Annotated in this window: 19 protein-coding genes; 9 read left to right on the top strand and 10 right to left on the bottom strand. The window is 65.4% G+C overall.

Annotated features, from left to right (window positions below):
* Positions 1–21 precede the first annotated feature (21 nt).
* The 4 genes from glgB to FAZ97_RS22145 form a co-directional block, all read right to left on the bottom strand.
* A complete protein-coding gene (glgB, locus tag FAZ97_RS22160) occupies positions 22–2,238 on the bottom strand; it encodes a 1,4-alpha-glucan branching protein GlgB (protein ID WP_158760544.1) in 2,217 nt (738 codons plus the stop codon).
* Complete coding sequence (gene treS, locus FAZ97_RS22155) at positions 2,231–5,692, bottom strand: maltose alpha-D-glucosyltransferase (RefSeq protein WP_158760543.1); 3,462 nt, start codon at positions 5,690–5,692, stop codon at positions 2,231–2,233. The genes glgB and treS overlap by 8 nt, the downstream gene beginning before the upstream one ends.
* Complete coding sequence (locus FAZ97_RS22150; RefSeq protein ID WP_158760542.1) at positions 5,689–9,195, bottom strand: maltotransferase domain-containing protein; 3,507 nt, start codon at positions 9,193–9,195, stop codon at positions 5,689–5,691. Before FAZ97_RS22150 ends, treS begins: the two co-directional genes overlap by 4 nt.
* A 334-nt stretch (positions 9,196–9,529) precedes the next feature.
* Positions 9,530–10,186, bottom strand: a complete 657-nt coding sequence (locus FAZ97_RS22145; protein WP_158760541.1) for a DUF1345 domain-containing protein — start codon at positions 10,184–10,186, stop codon at positions 9,530–9,532.
* A gap of 327 nt (positions 10,187–10,513) precedes the next feature.
* On the opposite strand from FAZ97_RS22145, the gene FAZ97_RS22140 reads away from it, so the two are divergent.
* The 4 genes from FAZ97_RS22140 to FAZ97_RS22125 all read left to right on the top strand — a co-directional run bounded on the left by FAZ97_RS22140 (position 10,514) and on the right by FAZ97_RS22125 (position 15,157).
* Positions 10,514–11,122, top strand: coding sequence for a sugar dehydrogenase complex small subunit (locus tag FAZ97_RS22140; protein ID WP_158760540.1), 609 nt, complete (start codon positions 10,514–10,516; stop codon positions 11,120–11,122).
* 83 nt (positions 11,123–11,205) lie between these two features.
* Positions 11,206–12,807 carry a GMC family oxidoreductase gene (locus FAZ97_RS22135; RefSeq protein WP_158760539.1) on the top strand — a complete coding sequence of 534 codons (1,602 nt, stop codon included), beginning with the start codon at positions 11,206–11,208 and terminating at the stop codon, positions 12,805–12,807.
* A gap of 13 nt (positions 12,808–12,820) precedes the next feature.
* On the top strand, positions 12,821–14,224 hold the full coding sequence (locus tag FAZ97_RS22130; protein WP_158760538.1) for a c-type cytochrome: 1,404 nt from the start codon (positions 12,821–12,823) through the stop codon (positions 14,222–14,224).
* Positions 14,225–14,416: 192 nt separating this feature from the next.
* A complete protein-coding gene (locus FAZ97_RS22125; protein WP_158760537.1) occupies positions 14,417–15,157 on the top strand; it encodes a metallophosphoesterase in 741 nt (246 codons plus the stop codon).
* A 13-nt stretch (positions 15,158–15,170) separates the two neighbouring features.
* Here the strand turns inward: FAZ97_RS22125 and FAZ97_RS22120 are convergent, their stop codons facing one another.
* Both FAZ97_RS22120 and FAZ97_RS22115 read right to left on the bottom strand, forming a co-directional pair.
* Positions 15,171–15,872 (bottom strand): RES family NAD+ phosphorylase, encoded by a 702-nt coding sequence (locus FAZ97_RS22120; RefSeq protein WP_158760536.1) that lies wholly within the window; start codon positions 15,870–15,872, stop codon positions 15,171–15,173.
* Positions 15,869–16,297 (bottom strand): MbcA/ParS/Xre antitoxin family protein, encoded by a 429-nt coding sequence (locus tag FAZ97_RS22115; RefSeq protein ID WP_325073238.1) that lies wholly within the window; start codon positions 16,295–16,297, stop codon positions 15,869–15,871. The genes FAZ97_RS22120 and FAZ97_RS22115 overlap by 4 nt, the downstream gene beginning before the upstream one ends.
* Positions 16,298–16,432: 135 nt before the next feature.
* Between FAZ97_RS22115 and FAZ97_RS22110 the strand changes: the two genes are divergently transcribed.
* Complete coding sequence (locus tag FAZ97_RS22110; RefSeq protein WP_158760535.1) at positions 16,433–16,867, top strand: hypothetical protein; 435 nt, start codon at positions 16,433–16,435, stop codon at positions 16,865–16,867.
* A gap of 7 nt (positions 16,868–16,874) precedes the next feature.
* Here FAZ97_RS22110 and FAZ97_RS22105 read toward each other — a convergent pair whose 3' ends face one another.
* Positions 16,875–17,726 carry a LysR family transcriptional regulator gene (locus tag FAZ97_RS22105; protein WP_158760534.1) on the bottom strand — a complete coding sequence of 284 codons (852 nt, stop codon included), beginning with the start codon at positions 17,724–17,726 and terminating at the stop codon, positions 16,875–16,877.
* 100 nt (positions 17,727–17,826) lie between these two features.
* Here FAZ97_RS22105 and FAZ97_RS22100 point away from each other — a divergent pair, with 100 nt between their 5' ends.
* Entirely contained in the window at positions 17,827–18,210 is a 384-nt protein-coding gene (locus FAZ97_RS22100) for a tautomerase family protein (RefSeq protein WP_158760533.1), read from the top strand.
* 59 nt (positions 18,211–18,269) lie between these two features.
* Here the strand turns inward: FAZ97_RS22100 and FAZ97_RS22095 are convergent, their stop codons facing one another.
* Positions 18,270–18,821 carry a TetR/AcrR family transcriptional regulator gene (locus tag FAZ97_RS22095; protein WP_158761037.1) on the bottom strand — a complete coding sequence of 184 codons (552 nt, stop codon included), beginning with the start codon at positions 18,819–18,821 and terminating at the stop codon, positions 18,270–18,272.
* Between the two features lie 142 nt (positions 18,822–18,963).
* Here FAZ97_RS22095 and FAZ97_RS22090 point away from each other — a divergent pair, with 142 nt between their 5' ends.
* A complete protein-coding gene (locus tag FAZ97_RS22090; RefSeq protein WP_158760532.1) occupies positions 18,964–19,626 on the top strand; it encodes a DUF3313 domain-containing protein in 663 nt (220 codons plus the stop codon).
* A 96-nt stretch (positions 19,627–19,722) separates the two neighbouring features.
* Positions 19,723–21,213 carry a PqiB family protein gene (locus FAZ97_RS22085; RefSeq protein WP_158760531.1) on the top strand — a complete coding sequence of 497 codons (1,491 nt, stop codon included), beginning with the start codon at positions 19,723–19,725 and terminating at the stop codon, positions 21,211–21,213.
* 46 nt (positions 21,214–21,259) lie between these two features.
* Here the strand turns inward: FAZ97_RS22085 and ppk2 are convergent, their stop codons facing one another.
* Together ppk2 and FAZ97_RS22075 are read right to left on the bottom strand one after the other, a co-directional pair.
* Complete coding sequence (gene ppk2, locus FAZ97_RS22080; protein WP_158760530.1) at positions 21,260–22,351, bottom strand: polyphosphate kinase 2; 1,092 nt, start codon at positions 22,349–22,351, stop codon at positions 21,260–21,262.
* Between the two features lie 207 nt (positions 22,352–22,558).
* A complete protein-coding gene (locus tag FAZ97_RS22075; RefSeq protein ID WP_158760529.1) occupies positions 22,559–22,777 on the bottom strand; it encodes a YdcH family protein in 219 nt (72 codons plus the stop codon).
* Positions 22,778–23,013: 236 nt separating this feature from the next.
* On the opposite strand from FAZ97_RS22075, the gene FAZ97_RS22070 reads away from it, so the two are divergent.
* The gene (locus FAZ97_RS22070; protein WP_158760528.1) at positions 23,014–24,660 is read left to right on the top strand and encodes a CHAD domain-containing protein; all 1,647 of its coding nucleotides are present in this window, start codon (positions 23,014–23,016) and stop codon (positions 24,658–24,660) included.
* Positions 24,661–24,666: the final 6 nt, after the last annotated feature.

Raw genomic sequence — 24,666 nt, 5'->3', positions numbered from 1 at the left:
AATCCTGCCGCCACGCCCGCCTTATCGGCGCAGACGCAGGATCAGCGTGCCGAGCGGCGGCAGCACGAGGGCGGCCGACTGCGGCTTGCCGTGGCTGACCACGCCCTCGGTGGTCACGAGACCCCCGTTGCCCATGTTCGAGCCGCCGTACACCTCGGCGTCGGTGTTGAGCGCTTCTTCCCACTGCCCCGGCTGCGGCATGCCGATACGGTAGCCGTGGCGCGGCACCGGCGTGAAGTTGCAGATCACCACGATCTCGCGCCCCGAGCCGTCCACGCGGCGCCACGCGAGCACGCTGTTCTCGTTGTCGTCGGAAACCAGCCATTCGAAGCCGCCGGGTTCCGAGTCGAGCGTGTACAGCGCGGGTTCGCCCGCGTACAGGCGGTTGAGGTCGCGCACGAGCGTTTGCACGCCGCGGTGCAGCGGGTCGTCGAGCAGGTTCCAGTGGGGCGTGCCGTCGTGATCGAATTCGGCCATCTGCCCGAACTCGCCGCCCATGAAGAGCAGCTTCTTGCCAGGGTGCGCCCACATGAAGCCGAAATACGCGCGCAGGTTCGCGAACTTCTGCCAGCGGTCACCCGGCATCTTGCCGAGCAGCGACCCCTTGCCGTGCACCACCTCGTCGTGCGAAAGCGGCAGCACGAAGCGTTCGGACCACGCATAGACCATCGCGAACGTCATCAGGTGATGGTGATAGCGTCGATAAACGGGGTCTTCCTGCACGTAGTGCAGGGTGTCGTGCATCCAGCCCATGTTCCACTTGAACTGGAAGCCGAGGCCGCCGTCCTCCGGGCGTGCCGTGACACCAGGCCATGCTGTGGATTCCTCAGCAATGGTGATGACGCCGGGGCGTTGCGGAACGTATTGCGTTTCGTGATTGAGGCGCTTGAGAAACGCGATCGACTCGAGATTTTCGCGCCCGCCATACATATTGGGCACCCATTCGCCTTGCGCGCGCGAATAGTCGCGGTAGAGCATGGAGGCGACCGCGTCCACGCGCAGCCCATCCACGTGATAACGCATGAGCCATGCGAGACCCGACGCGATGAGGAAAGCGCTCACCTCGCGGCGTCCCAGGTTGTAGATCATCGTGTTCCAGTCGGGGTGATAGCCTTCGCGCGGGTCGGCGTGCTCGTAGAGCGCCGTGCCGTCGAAATCGACGAGACCGTGTGCGTCGTTCGGAAAGTGCGCGGGCACCCAGTCGAGAATCACGCCGAGTCCCGCTTCGTGTGCGCGATCGACGAATGCCGCGAAGTCCACCGGCGCGCCGAGCCGCGCGGTGGGCGCGAACTGCGATAGCGGCTGATAGCCCCACGAGCCGCCAAACGGATGCTCCGCCACGGGCAGCAATTCGATATGCGTAAAGCCCATGCCCTGCGCGTAGGGGATCAGACGCTCGGCGAGCGCGTTCCAGTCAGGCGCGGGCGCATCGGCGCCTTGCGTGGGCAGCCACGAAGGCGCATGCACCTCGTAGACCGACATGGCCGCGCGCGCGTTCTGGCGTTCCGCGCGTGTTTGCAGCCACTCCTGATCGCGCCACGCGTAATGGTCGATCGCTTCGACGGGCGCGACGATCGACGCCGTGCCCGGCGGGCTTTCTGTCTGCAGCGCGCAAGGGTCGGCCTTGAGCGGAAGGACCACGCCGCGCGCGCCAAGGATCTCGTACTTGTAGCGCGCGCCGGGCGCTACACGCGGAATGAAAAGCTCCCATACGCCCGCTTCGTGGCGCAACCGCATGGGGTGACGCCGCCCGTCCCACGCGTTGAAGTCGCCGACCACGGAAACGCGCTTCGCATTCGGCGCCCAGACGGCGAAGCGCACACCGGGTACGCCATCGCATGTAATGGGCCGTGCGCCGAGACATTCGAGCACCGCGTAGGGGTCGCCGTCGGCGAGCCGCACGAGCGCTTCGTGCGAAAGCTGGGGAGCGAATGAATAGGTGTCCTCGATTTCCTGGCTCACACCATGCCAGTCGATCACGAGCCGGTACGGCACCGCTTCCGCGAGCGGCCCTGAGTAGAGTCCTGCGGGATGCACGAGCGAAAGTTCGCCGAGCGTGTGGGCGCGATCGCGCGCCACCACGCTCGCGCCCGAGGCGTTCGGCAGCCAGGCGCGCACGTAGGGCGCGCCGTCCACCCAGTGCAACCCGAGCACCGCGAAAGGATCGGCGTGGTACGCGCCCGCGAGCGCGTCGGCGTCGTGCGGATTCAGGCCGGCGTGAGGCACGCGATCAACCATGGCCACCTCCGCCCGAATGCGAATGCGCTTGCGTGGACTGTGTGGGCGTGAGCCCGAGCACGCGCGCCGTCAGCGCGGCGAGGCCGCGTACCGGCAGTGCGAGCCAGGTGGGGCGGTTTGCCGCTTCGTAGCGGATTTCGTAAGCCGCCTTCTCGATCAGGAACAGGTCGAGCAGCGCCTGCTCCTGTGAGGCGCTCACAAGCGTGAGCGGGCCTTCGGCCACGGCCGCTCTGTACTGGCTCAGGAACGCTTCGGCGGCATAGCCGCGGAAGCGTTCGAAGAGGGCGCGTTTGCGATCGACGACTTGTTGCGGCGCGTTTTCGAGCGTCGATTGCGCGGCGGCACCCGCATAGGAGAGCGAGCGCAGCAGGCCCGCCACGTCGCGCAGCGGCGAGGTCTTCGCGCGCCGGTATTCGAGCGCGCGCGCGGGCTCGCCCTCGAAGTCGATCAGATAGGCGTCGCCCTGCGAAAGCAGGACCTGGCCCAGGTGGAAGTCGCCGTGGATGCGAATGCGCGCGGCCTTCGTGTCGTCCGGCACGAGTTCGTCGATCTTCGCGACGAGCGCCTCGCGGCGTTCGATCAGGCTGCGCGCGAGGTCGCGAGCGTCTTCATCGAGCGTTGGTTCGTCCTCGCCCGTATGCTGCGCGACGATGTCGAGCGCTTCGTTGAGCATGGTCTTCGTGTCGGCAACCCAGGCACGCACATCGTCGGCTGTGGCGGCAACGGGTGAGAAAGCTTCGTCGTCGCTGGGTCTCGAGAGCATCGCGTGCAGTTCACCGAGGCGCTTGCCAATTGCGCCGATCACCGTGCAGTAGCCTTGCACGGCTTCCTCCTCGTGCGCCTGGTCGACGCTCGTGTCGTCGTCCATCGCGAGCGCGAGTTCATCGATCGTGCGGCGCAGATAGTCGAGCGCCCAGTCCCACGCATTGCCCTGGTTGTCGATGAAACCCTGCACGATGATGAGCGTGTGCGGCACGCCCGCAGGGTCGACGCGCACGACTTCGCCATAGAGCGGCGCGGTGTTCGCGTAGCCGAGCTTCGTGAGGTAGCGGCTCATTTCCGCTTCGGGGTGCACGCCCGCCATCAGCCTGCGCACGATCTTGAGCACAAGGGTTTCTGCGATCACGAGCGAACTGTTGCTCTGCTCCGCGGCGAGCCAGCGGACTTCCGGCGTCTCGCCCAGGTTCAGTTCATCGAGGCGTTCGGTCGGCTCGAAACGGATGGTGCTCTGCTGCACGGTCGGCACCGCGGCGCGCTCGCGCAGCTTGCGCAGCACGCCATAGGCGAACCACGGCAGCGAGAACGCATCGGTGAGATAGCCCACGGTGCGGCCGCGCCGCACACGCGAGAGCGCGAGCTGGATGTGCAGCGGCGTGGTGATCTCGGTGCCCCACGTGATGGCGATTGGGAGTACGTAGCGTTCGCTCGTGCCATCCGCGAGTTCGGCCTCGATCTCCGTGAACGCGAAGCCCGCGCCGTGGATCGTCGTCAGTGCAGCGAGGCGCACGGCGCGCAGCGGTTTGTCCTTGGATGCGAACCAGCGACGCCGCGAGAGCCACGAAGGCAGCACTTCGGATTCGAGCAGCCGCACGTTTTCAGGCGTCGCCCCCGCCTGGCCTTCGCGCAGCACCACCGTCACGAACTCGGGCAGTTGTTCCGAGGTCGGCTGACTCCACGAGGGCCGCTGATTGCCTGCGCTCAACAGGAACCACAGGAAGCCATAGGGCGGGAAGGTCAGCAGATAGGGGAGCTGGCCAATTGCCGGGAACACGGAATCCGCCGTCATTTCCACGGGGGACATGCCCGCGAATTCGGAAAGGTCGAGTTCCACCGCTTGCGGCGCGCGAGAGAGATTCGCCACGCACAGGATCGGCGCTTCACCGGGCATTTCGCGCAGGTACGCGAGGATCTTGCGGTTCGCCGGACGCAGGAAGCGGATCGTACCGCGCCCGAACGCCTGCTTCGCGCGGCGTGTGGCGAGCATGCGGCGCGTCCAGTTGAGCAGCGAATGCGGGTCGCGGCTTTGCGCTTCGACGTTGATGGCGTCGTAGCCGTAGAGCGAGCCCATGAGCGGCGGCAGCACGAGCTGTTCGGGATCGGCGCGCGAGAAGCCGCCGTTGCGGTCCGAGGACCACTGCATCGGCGTGCGGACGCCGTCGCGGTCGCCCAGGTGAATGTTGTCGCCCATGCCGAGTTCGTCGCCGTAATAGATCACGGGCGTGCCGGGCATGGAGAGCAGCAGCGAGTTGATGAGTTCGATGCGGCGGCGGTCGCGCTCCATGAGCGGCGCGAGGCGCCGGCGAATGCCGAGGTTCAGGCGCGCGCGCCGGTCGCTCGCGTAGGTGTTCCAGAGGTAGTCGCGCTCGGAGTCCGTGACCATTTCGAGCGTGAGTTCGTCGTGATTGCGCAGGAAGATCGCCCACTGGCAGCTCGGCAGCAAGTCGGGCGTCTGCTTCATGATGTCGAGAATCGGGAAGCGGTCCTCGCTCGCAATCGCCATATAGAGGCGCGGCATGAGCGGGAAGTGGAACGCCATGTGGCATTCGTCTTCGTTGCCGAAGTACTCCTGCACATCTTCGGGCCACTGGTTCGCTTCGGCCAGCAGCATGCGGTTCGGATAGTTCTCGTCGATCGCCGCGCGAATCCGCTTGAGAATGCCGTGCGTTTCGGGCAGGTTCTCGTTGTTCGTGCCTTCACGCTCCACGAGGTAAGGCACGGCGTCCAGACGCAGCCCGTCGATGCCCATGTCGAGCCAGAAGCGCATGACCTGCAGCACTTCGCGCAGCACGGCCGGATTGTCGAAGTTCAGGTCGGGCTGGTGCGAATAGAAGCGGTGCCAGTAGTACGCGCCGGCAACGGGGTCGTGCGTCCAGTTCGACGGCTCCGTGTCGATGAAGATGATGCGCGTGCCCTGGTACTTCTGATCGGTGTCGGACCACACGTAGTAGTTGCGATGATTCGTGCCGGGCTTCGCGCGGCGCGCGCGCTGGAACCACGGGTGCTGGTCCGACGTATGGTTGATGACCAGTTCGGTGATCACGCGCATGCCACGCGCGTGCGCTTCCTGAATGAAGCGGCGCACGTCGGCGAGTTGCCCGTAGTCCGGGTGCACGTTGCGATAGTCGGCAATGTCGTAGCCGTCGTCGCGGCGCGGCGAGGGGTAGAACGGCAGCAGCCAGATCGCCGTCACGCCCAGCCCCGCGATGTAGTCGAGCTTCGCGAGCAGGCCGGGGAAATCGCCCACGCCATCGTTGTTCGAATCGAAGAACGACTTCACGTGCACCTGGTAGATGATCGCGTCCTTGTACCAGAGCGGGTCGTCGGAAAGCATCGACGGCTTGCCGCGCCGCTGCGTGCCGCGTTCCTCGTGGTGCGGGTCCTGCGCGGTCGAGTCTCTCGTAACGGTCTGCACGTTGGTTGCCACAGGCTCATGCGTAGCGGGGTCGCGTTTCATGTCGCTCCTCCGGGCGGGAAGTCGGCGTCGAGTTCGGGGTGGCCCTCGATGTGCTCGTCGTATTGATCGGCGTGCTCATCGGGCAACGGTTCTTCGCGCGGCAGGCCCTTCGCAGGCTCGATACGCCAGATCGCGAACGGACGGGCATGCGGATCGAGCCGCACGTGCTGCCAGCGCCCGCGCCACTCGAAGCGCTCACCCGTCATTTCGTCGATGACGTTGAGCGCCGCGTGGTCGTCGAGGTGCCAGCGCTGGAACGTCGCCCACGACAGTTCGAAGTCGGCGCCCTGTTCGTTGAAGGCGTCGAGATTGATGGCCACGACGAGCACGTTGTCGCGCGCGGGCGTGGCCTTCTCGAAGCACAGCAGCGAGTCGTTGCGCGCGTCGAGGAACGTGATGCCGAGATGCGATTGCAGCGCAGGGTTGGCGCGGCGAATGCGATTGAGCTCGGCGATCTCCGCGACGATATTGCCGGGGCGATGCCAATCCCAGGCGCGCAACTGATATTTTTCGGAGTCCAGATATTCTTCCGAATTGGGCATGGCGCGTCCTTCGCACAACTCGAAGCCGCAATACACGCCCCATAGGCCGGAAAGCGTCGCGGCCAGCGCCGCGCGGATCAGGAAGCTCGAACGCGCGCCGGTCTGCAAATGGCGCGGATTGATATCGGGCGTGTTGACGAAGAAGTTCGGCCGATAGAAGTCGCGCACCTCGGTTTGTGTGAGTTCCGTGAGGTATTCCGTGAAATCGCGCTTCGATTCGCGCCACGTGAAGTAGGTGTACGACTGCGAGAAGCCGAGCTTGGCGAGCCGGTACATGAGGCGCGGCCGCGTGAAGGCTTCGGAGAGGAAGATCACGTCGGGGTGGCGCGCGCGCACGTCGGCGATCATCCACTCCCAGAACGGCAGCGGCTTTGTGTGCGGGTTGTCCACGCGGAAAATGCGCACGCCCTTGTCCACCCAGAACAGGATCGCGTCGCGCAGCGCGAGCCACAAATCGGGCTTCGCGTCGTGCGCGTAGAACTCGGGGTTCACGATGTCCTGATACTTCTTCGGCGGGTTTTCGGCGTAGCGCAGCGTGCCGTCGGGCCGCCATGCGAACCACGTGGGATGCGCCTTCAGCCACGGGTGGTCCGGCGAGCATTGAATGGCGAAATCGAGCGCGATTTCGAGGCCTTGTTCGCGTGCCGCGGCGAGCATGCGGCAGAAGTCTTCGAGTGTGCCCAGTTGCGGATGCACGGCGGTGTGGCCGCCCTCGGCCGCGCCGATTGCATAGGGGCTGCCCACGTCGCCGGGTTGCGCGTTGAGCGTGTTGTTGCGTCCCTTGCGGTTCGCGAGGCCGATGGGGTGGATCGGCGGGAAGTACAGCACGTCGAAGCCCATTTCGCGAACGCGCGGCATCTTCGCGATCACGTCGTCGAAGGTGCCGTGGCGCGATTCGTCGTCGCTCATCGAGCGCGGGAAGATCTCGTACCAGCTTGCGAAGCGCGCGGCGCTGCGCTCCGCGTCCACGCGATTCACAATCGTATCGCGCGAGAGGAACGGACGATGGCGCGCCGCGCGCACGGCGGCGGCCGTCGAAGGCGCGGCGATGATCGCGCAACGTGTTTCGGTGTCCGCAGCAATGAAGCGCTTGACGATGGCATCGAGCGTTTCGTTGATGCGCTTCTGGTCGTCGTCGCCCGTGCCCGATGTTTCGGCCGTGGCGAGCACGAGCGCGAACAGGCGGCTCGCTTCCTCCAGCTCCAGATCGACGGGTTGGTTCGCCACGCGTTTCTTGTGCAGATGTTCCGCGAGCGAGGCGAAGTCGTCGCGCCAGGCGATCACGACATATTCGTAGCGCCCCACGCGATCGAGCGGAATGTGGCCCGCCCACAGGTCGGTGCCAGCGGGCGGCACGGGCGTCATGGCCGACTCGTGCCAGGCGGTTTCGTCGGCGGCGCGCCAGAGCACGGCGGCGTCAATGCGGTCGTGTCCCTCGGCGAAGATCGCCGCGCGCACTTCGCAGCGCTCGCCCACGGTGCGCTTCGCGGCGAAGCGTCCGTGATCGACCGAGGGCTGCGCGCTTTCGATCGCGATGCGGGGCGCGGCGATCGCTTCGAGCACGCTCTTGTGGCCGGTCGTGTCGGTCTTGCCGCGATCTTCGGGCGGCGCGAGCACGACGAGCGGGCTCGCGAGCGCGCGGAACATCCAGCATGCGCCGGCGGGCAGCGTGAACGTGTTGGGGATCGCGCTCGCGTCGCGCGACGCGGGCGGGCGCGCGCCGCGCAGCGTTTCGGCATCGAGCGGCGCGAAGCGCGTGAAGCCGCCGGGCACGCCGTCGAGCAGGCGCGAGAGGTCGACACGCACAGGCGCGGCAAGCGCGGGATTGATGAGCGTGAGCACGGCGTCGCCCGCGTCGCGCAGGTCCGCGCGGTCGCCGCGCAGGAGCGCCGCGACGCTGGCGCCGGGGCCATTGAGCGCACGCAACTCGCCGTTGGTTTGCAGTGTCCACGTTTCGCGTTGCAGGGCGTTGGCGTGCGCGACATCGGCGCTCAGATCGAAGGGCGCGCGCGCTTTCGCGGCTTCCCATGCCTGCGCGCTGTTGCCACTGTGCGAGGTCGCTTCATCCACGCCGTATTCGAAGCCCATCGGCATGAGCCAGCCGGTGCCGAGCGCCGCTGATGCGCGCAGCATGCGGCGATAGGCGCGTTCGACGGCGCGCGCGTCGGCGGCGCCTTCCTGGTCGTGCGCGTAGCGCGCGCCATAGGGCGCTTCTGGAAACGTTATCGGTGAGCCCACGCGGCGCAATGCGTCGTGCTCCTCGACCATCCAGCTCGACGAGAAGTCCCACCAGCGCAGCGAAGAAAAGGCTGCGTCGAAGCCTGCACCTTCGAGGTGCGCGAGCGCCTCGCGCGGTAGGCCAGGTGTCGCGGCGAGCCAGCGCGTTTGCGGAAAGCGCGCGCGTACCGCATCGAAGATCGCGCGCAGCACATGGGGCGGCGTGCGGTGCGGCGAGTCCACGCGAAAGCCGCCAATACCGGCTTCGACGAGCGCGATGGCGCGTGCGGCCCACCACGCGATGAGCGGTGCGCTCGCGCGCTCGAAATCGGCATAGGCAACGTTGGCTTCGCGATGGCCGTGGCGCGGGTCGAGGCGCGCGTCATCGGGCTCGAAGGGGTGGAACCACTCGGGGTGCGCGGCGTAGAGCGCGCCGTCGGCGGCGCTGCGGTCGAGCACGAGATCCGCGAGCAGCGTAACGCCGCGCGCTTGCGCCGCGAGGGCGAGTTCGCGCATGGCGTCGTCGGCGGAAAGTGCGGAGCCGAATGCCGCGTTCAGGCGTGCATGGTCGGCGACGATGCGGTCGTCGCCCGACGCGCCCGAGGCGAACAGCGCGCCGATCAGGACGTGATCGAAGCCCAGCGACGCCGCGCGGGCGAGGTGCGCCGGCCACGCGTCGAGGGGTCCCGCAAGGACGGAATGGACGAAGTAGATCCGCGGCGCATAGGCGTGGGGAGGTTCCATCGGTCGTATTCCAGGTACGTCAGGCGAAGGGGATGCACGACGGGGTGAGCCGTCATGCGATCGCGCCGCCCGGGGGCTGCCGGAGCGTGCCGCGCTGCGCGTGTGGACAGGCACCTGTTCAGAGTAGTGCAAGAGCAGGCCGGAACCAAACCGCTTGCGCCGCGTGGCGACTTGCGGGGAAGGGCAGCAAGGCACATGCCCATGATGCATGAACGCGCGCAGACGCGCGTTCTCAACGCATGGGCGCAACGATGCGCCAATCGACAGGAGAAACCGGCACCGATTGCCGGCATCCGTTGCAGCAGCGAAATAGTAAAAAGGAGGGGAAAGCGGATTAGTTACCGACCATGCTCGCGGCGATATTCACGCATAGCCCTAGCACAGAAACATTGAAATAGAACGACAAGATCGATTGCGCGAGCACGCCGCGCCGCGCACTGCGTCCACACAGGCCGATATCGGCGGTTTGCGACGCGCAGGCGATGGTGAACGAGAAGTACAGAAAGTCCCAGTAATTGGGGGTGAGTTTTTTGTCGGGAAACGCGAGGGCGGGCTCGTTGGGATCGGAGCCGTAGTAAAGGCGCGCGTAGTGCAGCGTGAAGATGGTGGGAATGAGAAACCACGCCCCGATGAGCGTCGCGCCCGTGAGCAGCGAATGCAGCACCTTCGAGGCCGTTCCGAGGTCTTTCGTCGTGCCCAGTTCAATGACGATGGCAACGATGCTCGCGACCGTTGCGATACAGATCAGGAACAGGACGGTACCCGCGCTCTGGTCTTCGCGGCGGGCGTTCGCGCGCACGCTTTCTTCGTTTGCGAACACCATGTGCAGCCAGATCAGCACGAGGTAGGTCCACACCGTTGCGTCCCAGCCCAGCAGCACGCGTGCCGAAGTATGGATCGAGGCGGGTGCGAGTGCGCCGAGCACGATGCCCACGGCGATCGCGATCATCATGTGCGGCCGGTTGCGCAGTACCTGTGGAATGAGGTTCATGGCGTGACGGGCGAAGGGCGCGGGGTGATGAACGATTGCGGCGATTCTACCGTGCGGGGCGTCGGGTGGTGGCGCGCTGTTATGCCCGGCATGCAAGCTTTCGGTTTGTCTTATCGGGCCATAAGGGGCTATATTGCTTGCGCAACGCGGCAAGGTGCTATCGAAGTCAGTGCAACGATGGTACATAAGCAGTGATCCGGGTTCAATGACGATAACAAACGTTTATTCGTCATCGCAAAGCATCAAGCGCCGCCCGCGCCGGCGGCAAGCGTGTCTCGCCCCACGGCCGGATGATCCAGGCGGGGATCGACCTCATCTGGAGTGCTCATGACAGATGTGACACAACACGGGATATCTCAGGCGCCACACGATCTTCCCGCCGCACTCGACCGCATCGGCCGCCTCGACCGTGCAGGCCGCAGGCGTTTCGTTTCGGGAGCGTGCGCAGCGGCGCTGCTGGCCTTCGCGGCGGCTGGGCGCTCCAGCGCGCCCTTTGGCATGGGCCGCGCGTTTGCAGCCACACCCGCGCCCGCATCCGGCAGTGGCTATGAAGCCTTCATCGCGCTATCGCAGCGCCTCACCGGCCGCACGAGCTTCAACGCGGTGCTCGGCAAGCGCGTCTATGCCGCGCTCGACCACGCAAGCAGCCAGTTCGATGCAAACGTTGAGATGCTCAACACCTGGATTCAAGGTCATGGCGGGGTGCCCTCCGACACCGTGACCGCTGCGCTGAAGCCCGATCAGCCGGAACTCGCTTCGATGGTGGGCGACATCATGCGCGCGTGGTATCTCGGTCTCGTGGGCGAGATGCCGAAAGTGCAGGTGGTGGCCTACGAAAAGGCGTTGATGTTCGACCCTGTCAACGACGTGCTCACGATTCCCTCGTATTGCCGCGACGTGCCGTTTTACTGGACGCAGAAACCCGCTGGCGAATAACGGAACAACAAGCAAATCAACGAGCGCGCACATAACGGACCGCGCCAGGTCCTCACAACGAAAGCCAAAGGTAGAGGTCGACAATGGCGACAGCACATTCCGCCGACGTAGTCGTCGTCGGTTCCGGCGTGGCGGGCAGTCTGGTGGCGCACCAGCTCGCCCAGGCCGGCGCTTCCGTGGTGCTGCTCGAAGCGGGGCCGCGCCTCGCGCGCTGGCAGATCGTGGAGAACTTCCGCAACTCGCCCGCCAAGGACGATTTCGCTACGCCATATCCTTCCGTGAGCTACGCGCCGCATCCCGAATACGCTCCGCCCAACGGCTATCTCGTGCAGAAGGGCGATTATCCGTACAACTCACAGTATTTGCGTCTCGTGGGCGGCACCACGTGGCACTGGGCCGCCGCCGCGTGGCGTTTGCTGCCTTCGGACTTTCGTTTGAAAACGCAGTACGGCGTGGGCCGCGACTGGCCCTACCCCTACGAGACGCTGGAGCCGTGGTATCAGCTCGCGGAAATGGAGTTGGGTGTGTCTGGACCAGACGCGACGTACGATCTCGGCTCACCGCGCGTGAAGCCGTACCCTATGAGCATGCTGCCGCTTTCGTGGATGGATCAGCGCTTCTCGCAAGTGTTGAATGCGAATGGCTTTCACGTGGTGCCCGAGCCGGTCGCGCGCAACAGCCGCCCGTTCGACGCGCGCCCCACCTGCTGCGGCAACAACAATTGCATGCCGATCTGCCCGATCGGTGCGATGTACAACGGCGTGATGCACGCAGACAAGGCCGAGCGTGCCGGTGCGAAGCTCGTGCCGCAGGCCGTGGTCTATCGCATCGAGGCCGACAACAAAGGGCTCGTTACGGCGGTCCACTACAAGGACCCGAACGGCAAAAGCACGCGCGTGACCGGCAAGCTCTTCGTGCTTGCCGCCAACGGCATCGAAACGCCCAAGCTAATGCTGATGTCGACGAGCGACGCATTCCCGCACGGCATTGGCAACCGCTCCGACCAGGTGGGCCGCAATCTCATGGACCATCCGGGCACGGGCGTCACGTTCATGGCCAACGAGCCGCTGTGGCCGGGGCGCGGGCCCATGGAAATGACCTCGGTCGTGAACTTTCGCGACGGCGCGTTCCGCTCGGAGTATGCGGCGAAGAAGCTGCATCTCTCGAACGCGGTGCCCACCATGGCGGTCACGGCCGCGCTTATCAAGAACGGCTTGACCGGCGCGGAACTGGACCGTGAGATTCGCGAGCGCACATCGCGCACGCTCACCATCAACAGCTTTCACGAGCACTTGCCCGAGCCGCAGAACCGCGTGCTGCCTTCGAGCGAGCACAAGGACGGACTCGGCATTCCACAACCCGAGATCTACTACTCGATCAACGACTACGTGAAGAAAAGCGCCGCGAACACGCATGAACTGTATGCGCAGATCGCACAGCTTTTCGGCGGCACGGACGTCGCGTTCGACGACACCTTCGCGCCCAACAATCACATCATGGGCACGACGATCATGGGCGGGAACGCCGCCGATTCGGTCGTCGATGCCGATTGCCGCACGCACGACCATCCGAACCTGTTCATTGCCAGCAGCGCGGTGATGCCTTCCGCCGCCTCGGTGAACTGCACGCTGACGATCGCCGCGTTGTCGCTGAAGCTGGCCGACAAGCTGCGCCACGAGCTTTGATGCGAGCGAGACGATGAAAACAACGAAGTCCCCCGTCGCGGCGACCGTCGATCACGAGCGAGAGCGCCGCGCGCGCGCCGCCATCGCGGCCGCGCTGTTCTGTGCCTTTGCGCTTTATATCGCGTGGCACGCGTCGCACGAATCGCAAACGCGTCCCGTCGACGAACTGCCGATGTCGACGGCGCGCGGCGACGATACCTCCACACCCAACACGGACGCGGACAAGCCCGACCTCATCAAGCGCGGCGCTTATCTTACGCGCGTAGGCGATTGCGCCGCGTGTCATACCGCCGACCCGGGCAGACCCTTTGCCGGCGGGCTGCCCATCAGCACGCCGTTTGGAAGAATCTACACGCCGAACATCACGCCGGACCCCGACACCGGCATCGGCCAATGGAGCGATACCGACTTCGTGCGCGCGTTGCACGAAGGCATCGGCAAAGGCGGCGAGCGGCTCTATCCCGCGTTTCCGTACGTCGAATTCACGCGCATGACCGAGCGGGACATGCTCTCGATCCGCGCGTATCTGAATACGCTCGCGCCGGTGCATTACACGCCCCCCGCGAACGAGCTGCGCTTTCCGTTCAACCAGCGCTGGCTGATGATCGTGTGGAATCTCTTCAACTTCAACGAAGGCCGTTTCGTACCGGACCCGAAGCAAAGCCCGGAATTCAATCGCGGCGCCTATCTCGTGGAAGGCCTCGCGCATTGCGAGGAGTGCCACACGCCGCGCAATTTCATGCAGGGCCTCAAGACGACCGAGCGCTTCTCGGGCGCGACGCAGGCGGGCTGGCAGGCGTACAACATCACCCCCGACCGCGCGAGCGGCATTGGCAACTGGAGCGACGACGCGCTGATCGCCTACCTTTCCACGGGCATTGCCGCGGGCCACGCAAACGCAGCGGGCCCGATGGCGGATGTGGTCCAGCATTCGACGCAATATCTGACGCACGAAGACCTGCGCTCGATCGTGGCGTACCTGCGTGCGCTGCCGCCGGTCTCGGGCGGCGTGACGCGGCCGCGCGACGCGTGGGGCACGCCGGCCGTGGACGATATCACCGCGCTGCGCGGCACGGCCATCGCCACCGTCAACGGCCTGCAGCTATTCGTGGCGAATTGCGCAAGCTGTCACCACTGGACCGGCGCGGGCGTGGGGGGAAACGCAGTGGGAGCGTTTCCATCGCTCATTCACAACAGCGTGGTGGGTGCGCCGAGCGCGGACAACCTCGCGATGGTGATCCTGCACGGCGTCAAGCGCCAAACGAAGGACAGCGACGTGCTGATGCCCGCATTCGCCGATGCATTGAATAACGAACAGGTGGCGGCCATTTCCAACTACGTGACGAAGCAGTTCGGCAACCCGCAGGCCACGCTCACGGCCGACCAGGTCGCGGCGTTGCGTGCCCAGCCCCAGTAATTCCCCGGTGGCGCCGGGACTTTGCGCCGCATTCACGACGGCAGAGGCGGCAGCGATGGCTGCAAACGCGTATGCTGTATTGGCAGGCACGCCGCTTGCGTGCAGTCTGCCTCGTGACGCGCCCAACGCATTCGATATCGAAACGATATTTGGCGCTCATATGGCCCACTCACACAGCGCTATGATGAAGTGATGACGCATACACCCGACGCTCTCGTGCAGCACCATGCCGCCAACCTTGCAGGTCGCGATTTTGTTGTAGGCGATTTGCATGGTTGCGTGGAGGCGTTGCGCTATCTTTTGCGCGAAGTGGAGTTCGACACCGCGCGTGACCGGCTGTTTTCGGTGGGCGACCTCGTTGACCGGGGCGAACGTGAGCAGTGCGAACAGGCGCTCGCGCTGCTGGATAAACCGTGGTTCTACGCCGTGCTTGGCAATCACGAAGACGCGTTGTGCGCGGTGGCCGAAGGGCGCATGCCGCGCAATCGCTGGTATGGCATCGGCGGCGGCTGGGCGCAGAGCGTGCCCGACGCCGAACTCGTGAAGTACGCGCAACGGTTGCGTCAATTACCGCTGGCGCGCGTAGTGGGCGAAGGCGAAAAGCGCTTCAACATCATCCACGCAGAATTTTTCGGCGACGATGCCGCACTCGACGGCGGCCAGTTCGATTCCGAAGTGCGCGAACGCATGCTGTGGGGACGCGATCTCGTGCTCGGCACCGGCGACCCGGCGCGCCATGCGCTCTCGCTCACGTTTTGCGGGCATACGCCGGTGCGCGAAGTGCGGCAGATCGGCTCGCAGGTGTTCATCGACACCGGCGCGTTCATCACCGAAGGACGCCTCACGATGGTCGAGGCGCTCACGTCGCGTATCTGGTCGGTCTCGCAGGTCGAAGCGCTCGCGCACGGCGCAGCCGCAATCGTGCTGCCCTGAGGTTCGCCCTTCGCTACACGATGCGGTTCAACTCGAACACCATGTCGATGGTGTGCCCATTCCAGTTGTATTCCAGATACGCCGAGTGATGGCACGCGCGCAGCAGCGTCGTGCTGAACGCGGCGAGGCATTCGCCGTCCTCGTCGCGCACCGACGGATACGCAATGCCGGGCGCACGCGCCTCGCGCGCGGCGCGGCCTAGCGCCTGGCCGGCGGTGTAGTCGTCGGGCGAGAGCACGCCAGGGTCGAGCGAGGGATCGCCGCGCAGATCGATCACCTCGCCCTGCGCGGTCACCGTATAGAGCCGCATTTGCTGGCGGATGGGCGGCTCGTTCGTGGCCGCGAGAAAAAGCCCCGAGTGATAACGCGTTTCCGCGACTGCAGTGGCGCGCGAGCGCGCGCAGTAGAACACGCCGTAGGTGCCGTCGGAAAAGCGGCTGCCTTGCGGATTCAGATGCGTGAAGGCCGCCATGATCGGTCCGTAGCCCGGGCCGAAGCGGCGCTCTTCACGCGGCACGAGGTCGAGGTCGCCGGTTTCGGTGCGCAGCCGGTCGTTAGTGAGCGCTTCGAGCGCGTAGAGCGCCTCGAAGTCCTCCGCGGATGCCACGCGGTCGAACAGGTTCACGGCCGGGAAGCGGGTGGGAATCACCCTGAACGCAGGTGACCAGGTGAGCTGCGCGCTGCGCCAGCGGTCTTGCCAGTTCGATTGCGTCACGCCCAGCCGCCTCGCATTGCGTCGAGATACTGGCGCACCGCCACGAGGTCGCTGACATTGCCGGCCAGCATGCGCTCGAGCGCGCTCCGGCCGCCAAACGGCGGCGCGCTGTTGGGGCGCTTGATCCAGGTGTCGGCGGAGGTGGGTTGGGGCAGGAGAATCTGCAGCGCCTTGTAGATACCGAGCAACAGCGAAAGGCGTTCGAGTGTGTCGCGGCCGAGCCGGGCCGTTTGCGGGGATTGCTTCCACTTGAAGAACGTGGATCGGCCGGGCGAGCCGAGCAGAATAATCTGCTCTTCGGCGCTCAGGTCCCAGTCGCTCGCAATTCGGAAGAATGCCCTGAGCCCCGCCGCCGACATTTCGGTGAGCGATGGCTCGGCGCCGGGACGGCGCGAAGGCGTGACGGAGGCAGTGGCGGGTGGCATGGTGGTCGAGTCCTGAAATGAACTTTTAGTTGATATTAGTCCATATGTGGATTATTGCAAGTTTTGACTCGGTATAATCCTCGCCGGACATTGGGACGGCATTTGGGGGGAGACGGAGTGCGGGCAGGCGTATTGATGGTCGCGGCAATGGTATTTGCCGCGCCGGTGTGGGCATCGGGGCAGGCGAAGGCAGCAGGCGCGAACGCGGCGCAGGGAACGGCGGCCGCGCACGGCACGCACGCGTCCAGAACACGTGGCGCGCATGGTGCCGCGGCGTTGCACACGACCGGCCAGAAGGGTGGCAAGCCGCCGCACGACAAGGGTCACGCCGCGGCACAACGGCATACGTCCGGCGAAGTCCACGCGGCGGCGCGTACACATCATCCTGCTTCTGGCGCGGCACCCGCGCCCAAAACCATCACGCGAAAGCCCGTCACGCAAAAGCGGCCCGCGCCGAGGCCTGCTGCGGTGCGTCCCGCACCGCGTCACAGGCTCGTGGTGGATGCGCCGCCGCCGCACATCCAGCGTGCGATTCCCGCGCCGCACGCGCTGCCGCCCATCCTGAGCTGAGCGCCGCTCAGCCCGTGCCGAGCCCCGAAGCGAGCAATTGCAGCGTTGCGGCGGTCCTGGGGTCGCGTACCCGCGAATAGAGCATCACTTGCGAAGCCGGCAGGGCGGGCAAGCCGAGCCGCGCACCGACGTCGATGAGTTCGCGCGGCGCGACCCGGCGCGCCAGAGGCGACACGGCAAGACCCGCGGCCAGTGCGGCACCTACCGCCGCGACACCGCCGCCCACGAACACTTCGGTCCACGCCACGCCTGCGGCGTCGAGCGCGCGAACGGCCGCCGCCCGCACCGCGCACGGCGCGGCGAGCAGCGCGAGCGGCAGGGCCGTGCCGGGCTGCCACTGCCATTGCGGCGCCGCCAGCCAGACGAGCGGCTCCGCGAAGAGCCTCCGGGCATCGCCGCGCGGCGCCTCCTCTGCCTCCTGACGCACGATGACGGCATCGAGCCGCCGCTCGTCGTACTGCGCGAGCAGCTGCGCGGAAAGGCCCAGATGCAGCTCGATCACGAGCCCCGGATCATGAATGCGAAGCTGGGCGAGCTGGCGGGCCAGGTTCGCGTCCGCGACATGCTCGCTCAGGCCGAGTGCGAGCCGCCGCTCGTCGCCGGAAAGCGCCTCGAGCGCGCGCTCATGCGCGCCGAGAAGGTCGCGCGCCGCGGCGAGGAACGTGAGACCGTCCGCCGAAAGCCGCACGACGCGCGGCGTGCGTTCGAGCAACTGCTTGCCCAGATGCGTTTCGAGGCGCTTGAGCTTGAGGCTCACGGCCGATTGCGTGGTGTCCAGGGCGTCGGCGGCGCGCGTGAAGCTGCGCAGTTCGGCGACCAGCACGAACGCGCGCACGGCGTCCAGATCCAGTGGTTTCATTTCAAATGAAAATTGATGAAATATCTATCTATGCCTGTTAATTATGATAGATCGCGCCTAAGCTGATGTCACGTCAAACCCATCGAAGAAGGAGATCGACATGCCATTCACTCGCATTGCCGTTCGTGCAGGCAAGCCCGCTACATATCGCAAGGCGCTCACGCAGGGCATTCATCAGGCGCTCATGGAGGTTTTCAAGGCGCCCGAAGACGACATTTTCATGGTCATCACCGAGCACGATGCCGACAATTTCGTGTTCGGCCGGCATTATTTGGGGATCGAGCGCAGCGACGATCTGGTCATGATCCAGATCGCGGTGAGCAATACGCGCGGGCAGGATCAGAAGAAGGCGCTTTTCGCGCAGATAGCCGAAAACCTCGCGCGCGATCCGGGGGTGAGACGCGAGGACGTGTTCGTCAATCTCGTGGATGTCGCGCGGGAAAACTGGTCGTTTGGGAATGGGGTGGCGCAGTACGCGACCTGAGCGAGCGGCTTAACGCCACCGTCGACCTGCCTCGCGATTGCATTCGCGAGGCAGCCGCATCACCACTTCTTCTCGTCGAGCAACCGGTCGAAAAGCCGCTCCCGCAACGCGTCGGGCACGGTGGAAAGCCCGAGCAGCGTGCTGAATGCAATGCCGCTCGCGGCAAAGTAGCGTAGCAGCGAGAGTTCGAGGTCGCGTGCCTCGGCCTGCAGCTTTTCCATCTTGGCCGTGTCCTGGGCCTTCAGGTCATCGAGTAGCGCCGGGCTTTCGACCAGCGCTGCGAGCACCGCGCGCGCAACGGAGTCCGGCTGGTTGATGGATTCCCTGAATATCGCGATCTGCGCCGAAAGCACCGGTTCTGCACGGGCCTCGCCGCCGGCGGCCAGGTGATCTTGTGCGATCTGCGCGAATTGCTCCCGCTGACGATCGAGCAGCGCGCGCAGCACGCCCAGCTTGTTGCGAAACTGGTGGAGCAGCCCACCCTTGCTGATGCCGCTTTCGCGCGCGAGCGCATCGAATGTCAGGCCGCCGACCCCGTCGCGGGTCAGGATCGCAAGCGCCGCGTCAATCGCCTTTCTGCGTGAAATCTCGGAACGTGTCTGGTTATCCATGGGCGTGATTGTACCCCTGCATGATTCTGTAAACAAACCGGATAGACGGTTTACATTTTTTGAGACCGATGCTACGCTTCGTCTCGTCTTGAACCCGGCCGGATCCCAGGCGGAATTCGGCAACTTTTGAAAGGATGCCTTCGTGCTCAACACCCGCTTTCTCCATACGTCATCGGTTTGCGTAGCATTCCTAACGTTATCCGCGTGCGCGGGCGTACAACCCGTTGCCTATAGCAGCCTTGCCTCGTCGCCACAACTCAAGGAGAACCGGGATAACGACGCCGCCCAGACGCCATTCCGCTATGCGGCGCCGGTGCTCTGGTCGCGCTATTCGCAGGTGATCGTCGATCCGGTCGCGGTCTATCAAGGCGGCGACAATCAATTCGGCGACTTGTCGGATTCGGACAAGGACGTGCTCGCCGCGTACATGCACAAGACGTTTGCCGAGACGTTGTCGAAGCGGTTCGACCTCGCGACGCAGCCTTCGCCCGCTACGCTGCGCGTGAAGCTCACGTTGACCGGCGCAGAGAAAACGACCGCCGTAATCGGCCAGGCGATGCACTTCGACATCGCCGGCAATCTCTACAACGGTGTACAGGCGATCAGGGGCGGCAAGGGGGCGTTCAGTGGATCGGTGACGTATGCCGTGGAGGTGTACGACAGTGCGTCGGGGCGTCTGCTGCGCGCGTATGTGACGAAGCAATACCCGAATGCGATGAATCTGGCCGCCGCTTTCGGTTCGCTGAGCGCGGCAAGGACCGGCATCGACAAGGGTGCCGATGCACTCGTCGAGCAACTGCGCTAACAGCCAGGCCGTCGTGGGGAAATCGTGAATGCCCGGCGGCGGTGGCGCTCCGCGGTCTGGGTTGCCTGGCTTTCGGCGAACCTGGCTGGCGGCGTAATGCTGGTGCAGACGCTGGCACAGCACACGACGCGCGTGACGGTGAGCTTTGCGTCTGGCGCCGGACTTGCCGCCGGGAATACGCCGGTGCGTTTTCGAGGCGTGGCAATTGGCGAACTCGAACATCTGCGTGTGTCGGAGGACGGTCAGCACGTCGATGCCGAACTGAGGCTCGATGGCGCCGGGCAACGCGTCGCGATGTGCGGCACGAAATTCTGGGTCGTGCGGCCGCGTATTGACGTGAAGAACATCTCGGGGCTCATGACCGCCATTTCGGGAACCTGGATCGACGTCGATATCGATGTTCATTCGCCTCGCGCCTGCCACACGTTCATCGGCTTCGACACGCCGCCGGCAATTGCGAGCGACGACGATGGCACGCGTTTCGTGATTCGCGCCCCCACGCTTGGCTCGCTGAACGCTGGTTCCCCGGTTTACTTTCGCGGTGTACAGGTCGGGCGGGTGCTCGGCTATTCCTTGGCGCGCAGGGGGGACACTGTCCGCGTCGGTGTTTTCGTCAGGAGACCTTTCGATCGTCTGGTGACCTCCGATACGCGATGGTGGCAGGCGAGCGGTGTCGAACTCAAGGTCGATTCCAGCGGCATGCGGCTGGAGACCCCCGCGCCCGCGGCGCTGCTCGCGGGCGCAGTGGCGTTCGACACGCCGCGTGGGCGTGTGCATGCCGTGTCCGCCACGAACGCCGAGGACTTTCAACTCGCGGATAACCGCACAGAGGCCATGCGCGCGAACGAAGGTCCGCCTGCAATGATGCGCATGCGCTTCGCGCAATCGGTACGGGGGTTGTCGGTGGGGGCGCCTGTCGAGTTCCGCGGTGTCGAGTTGGGTACAGTCACGGCGATCGATATCGACCTTGAACCCGAAAAGGAACGCTTCGACATGCTGGTCACGCTGAGTCTGTATCCCTCCCGGCTCGGCGGCCGTTACCGTGCCGCGCTCGGCGACGGCGCAGGCGCGGCCGGTAAAGATCTGCTGCTGCGGCTCGTGGCTCAGGGACTACGCGCACAGCTACGTACGGGCAGTCTTTTGACGGGAAAGAAGTACGTCGCACTCGACGTCTTCCCGCACGCCCCCGCGGCCCGCGTCGACACGGATCGCTCGCCAGTCGAGCTGCCCACAGTGCCCAACTCACTCGAAGAACTGCAGGACCAGCTATCGAACATCGTGCGCCGGCTCGACCGCATTCCGCTTCAGGAGATCGGACGCAATCTGGATGCCTCGTTGCAACAGTCGAATGCCTTGTTTGAACGGCTCGATACGGAACTCGTGCCGGCTGCGCGTTCGACGCTCGAATCCGCACAACAGGCGTTTCGTTCCGCGAACGAGATGCTCGACCAAGGTTCGCCGCTGCAGAGCGATGTTCATCAGGCGTTGGCTCAGTTACGGCGTTCGCTGGCCAGCCTGAACGCCCTGTCCGATTATGTCGAGCGCCACCCGGAGGCATTGATCTGGGGGAAGCGCGCCGACCGATGAGGCGGCAAGGCCGAATGTGGGGAGGGCCGTGTGCACGATCACACGCCTACAGCGCCCGACTCACCAGCAATGGATCGACCACCCCGATCGCCTCCGCGTCCCGACTCGCATAAGGCAGCTTGTTCAGCACGAACCGCATGGCATTGAGCCGCGCGCGTTTCTTGCAATCGGAGCGAACGACGGTCCACGGCGCATCGGCCGTGTCCGTTTGCGAGAACATTGCCTCCTTCGCCTGCGTGTAAGCCTCCCACTTGTCGAGCGAAGCGAGATCGACAGGGCTCAGCTTCCATTGCTTGAGCGGATGTACCTTGCGCTCCTTGAAGCGCCGGCGCTGCTCCGCGCGGCTCACCGAGAACCAGAACTTGATCAGGTGGATGCCGCTGCGAATCAACTGCCGTTCGAACTCAGGCACCTGCTGCATGAAGTCGGCATATTCCTCCGGCGAGCAGAAGCCCATGACATGCTCGACACCAGCACGGTTGTACCAGGACCGATCGAACAGCACGATTTCCCCCGCCGAAGGCAGATGCTGCACATAGCGCTGGAGATACCACTGGCCGCGCTCGAGTTCAGTGGGCTTTTCGAGCGCCACCACGCGCGCGCCGCGCGGGTTCAGATGCTCCATGAAGCGCTTGATCGTGCCGCCCTTGCCGGCGGCGTCGCGGCCCTCGAACAGGATCACCACACGCTGGCCGGTTTCCCGCACCCACGCCTGAAGCTTGAGCAGTTCGACTTGCAGCCGATATTTCTGCCGCTCGTACGCGCGACGCGACATCAAATTGCGATACGGATAGCCGCCTTCGCGCCAGCCAGCGGCAAGTTCCTCGTCGGGGTGGCGCGTGCGCGAGTTGCGCCAGTCGGCGGGGTTGCCTTCGAGGATCAGGCTGCGCAACTGGGCGGCTTCGTCGGGCGACATGCCTTGCATCAGTGCCGCGATCGACTCGAGCAACATGGCGGGCGGATTTTGCCCGGCGTCAGCGTGGGTGACGAGATCATGGACAGCGCCCGCGATGACCTCGCTCGCGGACTCGACGGCACTGTCGACGGCGCGCAACTCGGCGCTGTGGGGCGTGACGAGCGGCAGTCTCGCGGTGGGGATGGTGGCGTCGGGAGCGGAGTGGGGAATGGATTTGGGCATGATGTCGGCGGAAACGGATGGGGGAGAGTGTGAGTACGGAGTGACTCGCATTCAAAGCGGAGGCATTGAAGCGGAAGCAACAACGCGCGTGCGGCAATGAGGCGCAGGGAAGCCGTCGCGGTTTGATTGGCAGGGCGCGCCAAGGCACAGCCGGCGATCGATGGCCAGCGCCGGCACACTGACGGCCAGCGCTAGACGCCGCTTGCTTCAGGCGTTTGCCGCTTTTCTCAGGATCAGGTAGAGGGAGTCCTTGAGTTGAAGCTTTTCCTTTTTCAACTGCTCGACCTCCATGCCGTGCGAAGCTACGACGCCCGCCTCCATGTTCTTGATCTGCTGGTCGAGCTCGTTGTGACGATGAAAAATCCGGGCGAAATGGTCGTCCTGAATCTTGAGGCGCGAAATCAAATCTCGGTATTCTGGGAACACTCAACACTCCTTACAGATAGTCAAAAAGGGAGAAATTGAAACGTAATTATTTTTCCACCGTCTCGTCGTGGCAGTCTTGACCGTCATCAGACACCCGCCGGAAGGGTCAGGGACGTTACCTGGGGCGTCGAGGCGCGCGCGCGTGTACCATCGATCGCGCCGTCGCTGTTACTGGCTCTCCATCCCCCTGCACTGTTCTAAGCCTTCGCGCCTACCCACAGAATCCTGGAGCGTTCATGGATCGCGTTCTGGAAATCGTGCTGGATGTCGTGGTTCCGGCAGCGCCGGATAGAAGAAGCTCAAAAGCCGCCGCCACGGCGGCGACGCCCAGGGCGCACGCCAGCCCGATGACTTCGGAGTGGAGCCTCACCCTGTGCGCGGCCTTGCCGTCGCTCGTGCCGCTGCCGGATGCGCGCGAACGCGTGACGACGGTCGCCTTCGACCGCGGCGGCGTCCTTGGGGGCCTCGGCTGGCGCGTCGCTGTCGAATCGCGCGGCGACATACAGCACGTCGTCGTGTCGAGTCGGCGCGTTCATACACCGGGGGTCACCGCGGTCGCGCCGATCTTCGAGGCGGCGCTCGATGCGAACGGTATCGCGCATGCGCTCTTCGACGCCGCGCCCGAGCTGTTTCGCGAGGCGCTCGGCAGTGCGGACGATCTCACTGCGTCGGCCACGCTCGTGGCGACGCGCAGTTGCTGGCAGTGGCCGCGCGACGGCATCGAGGTGCTGCTCACGTTCGACGAAGACGTGCACGAGTCGTCAGCCATGCCGCAGGCGGCGCTGGCCCAGGACACTGGCCGCGCGGATGCGGGGAGCCCGCCCGGCCTGCACGAGTTACGCGTCAGTGCGCCCTGGCCCGAAGGCGAGGACGAGCGGCCCGTCGTCGATGCGCTTTTCGCCTGTGCCGGCGATCTGATCGAGGCGCTGCCCGCGTTCGTGCGCCTGACCGACGCGCTCGAGCGCGCCGCCGCGGGCGCTGTGACCGGCGACGCAGCAGCGATCAAAGCCGAAGCCGTGGACCTCGGCGGTGCGTCGACAGCCGAAACCGCGCTCGTGGCGATCGGGCGCAACATTAGTGCGCAGTGGTTCGGCAATGACGCGGGCGTGCGCGATAGCACGAACGGCGAATTCATCCATCAGATGCGCGTGTCGCAGCGGCGGCTGCGCACCGCCATGCGCATCTTCTCGCACTGGTGCGACGAGACCTGGGAGACGCACATCGAGCCGGAACTCAAGTGGCTGGGCGGCCTGCTCGGCGATGCGCGCGACCGCGACGTCTTCGTCGAATCGACGCTGCCAGCGCTCGCCGCCGCCGACGTCGAGCCGGGGCGCTGGAGCGCGATTCGCGACGAGGCGAACGCGCAGCGGCTCGCCGCACGAGCGCGGCTGCGCGAGGGGCTGGCTTCGCAGCGCTATGCGCGCGTGGCGCTGGCTTGGCTCCAGTGGCTCGATCGGCTCGCGCGGCGCGCGAGCGATGCCGGCGCCAGCGGGCTCTCGCTGCACCGCCACGCGAAGAAGCGCGTGCGGCGCTACTACGAGCGGCTCGTGAGCACGCAAAAGCTCACCGCCATCGACGAGGCGAGCCGCCATCGCGCGCGCATCAACGCGAAGTATTTGCGCTACACGATCGAATTCTTCGCCACGCTCACATCGCGCCGCACGCGCGTGGAGGTGGCGCGCTCGCTCGCGCGGCTGCAGACCGTGCTTGGGGACGGCAACGACGCCGCGGTGGCCTTGCGCTATCTCGAGCGCATGGATGCCGAGCCATATCAGCTCGGGTTCGCACGCGGCTGGTGCGAGGCCGTCAAGCGCTATACCGCAAAGGAAGGCGAGCGCCTGTTGCGCGAACTGGGCGAGCCGAAGGTGCCGCGCGGCCGCTGAGGCTCG

It is taken from the genome of Paraburkholderia acidiphila (assembly GCF_009789655.1).
GTDB lineage: Bacteria > Pseudomonadota > Gammaproteobacteria > Burkholderiales > Burkholderiaceae > Paraburkholderia > Paraburkholderia acidiphila.
This window is presented reverse-complemented; position numbering and strand designations above follow the sequence as displayed.

Excerpts from the sequence above, each read along its gene's own strand:
- glgB (WP_158760544.1), bottom strand. The coding sequence starts at position 2,238 with ATGGTTGATCGCGTGCCTCACGCCGGCCTGAATCCGCACGACGCCGAC.
- treS (WP_158760543.1), bottom strand. The coding sequence starts at position 5,692 with ATGAAACGCGACCCCGCTACGCATGAGCCTGTGGCAACCAACGTGCAG.
- FAZ97_RS22150 (WP_158760542.1), bottom strand. The coding sequence starts at position 9,195 with ATGGAACCTCCCCACGCCTATGCGCCGCGGATCTACTTCGTCCATTCC.
- FAZ97_RS22145 (WP_158760541.1), bottom strand. The coding sequence starts at position 10,186 with ATGAACCTCATTCCACAGGTACTGCGCAACCGGCCGCACATGATGATC.
- FAZ97_RS22140 (WP_158760540.1), top strand. The coding sequence starts at position 10,514 with ATGACAGATGTGACACAACACGGGATATCTCAGGCGCCACACGATCTT.
- FAZ97_RS22135 (WP_158760539.1), top strand. The coding sequence starts at position 11,206 with ATGGCGACAGCACATTCCGCCGACGTAGTCGTCGTCGGTTCCGGCGTG.
- FAZ97_RS22130 (WP_158760538.1), top strand. The coding sequence starts at position 12,821 with ATGAAAACAACGAAGTCCCCCGTCGCGGCGACCGTCGATCACGAGCGA.
- FAZ97_RS22125 (WP_158760537.1), top strand. The coding sequence starts at position 14,417 with ATGACGCATACACCCGACGCTCTCGTGCAGCACCATGCCGCCAACCTT.
- FAZ97_RS22115 (WP_325073238.1), bottom strand. The coding sequence starts at position 16,297 with ATGCCACCCGCCACTGCCTCCGTCACGCCTTCGCGCCGTCCCGGCGCC.
- FAZ97_RS22110 (WP_158760535.1), top strand. The coding sequence starts at position 16,433 with ATGGTCGCGGCAATGGTATTTGCCGCGCCGGTGTGGGCATCGGGGCAG.
- FAZ97_RS22105 (WP_158760534.1), bottom strand. The coding sequence starts at position 17,726 with ATGAAACCACTGGATCTGGACGCCGTGCGCGCGTTCGTGCTGGTCGCC.
- FAZ97_RS22100 (WP_158760533.1), top strand. The coding sequence starts at position 17,827 with ATGCCATTCACTCGCATTGCCGTTCGTGCAGGCAAGCCCGCTACATAT.
- FAZ97_RS22095 (WP_158761037.1), bottom strand. The coding sequence starts at position 18,821 with ATGGATAACCAGACACGTTCCGAGATTTCACGCAGAAAGGCGATTGAC.
- FAZ97_RS22085 (WP_158760531.1), top strand. The coding sequence starts at position 19,723 with ATGCTGGTGCAGACGCTGGCACAGCACACGACGCGCGTGACGGTGAGC.
- ppk2 (WP_158760530.1), bottom strand. The coding sequence starts at position 22,351 with ATGCCCAAATCCATTCCCCACTCCGCTCCCGACGCCACCATCCCCACC.
- FAZ97_RS22070 (WP_158760528.1), top strand. The coding sequence starts at position 23,014 with ATGGATCGCGTTCTGGAAATCGTGCTGGATGTCGTGGTTCCGGCAGCG.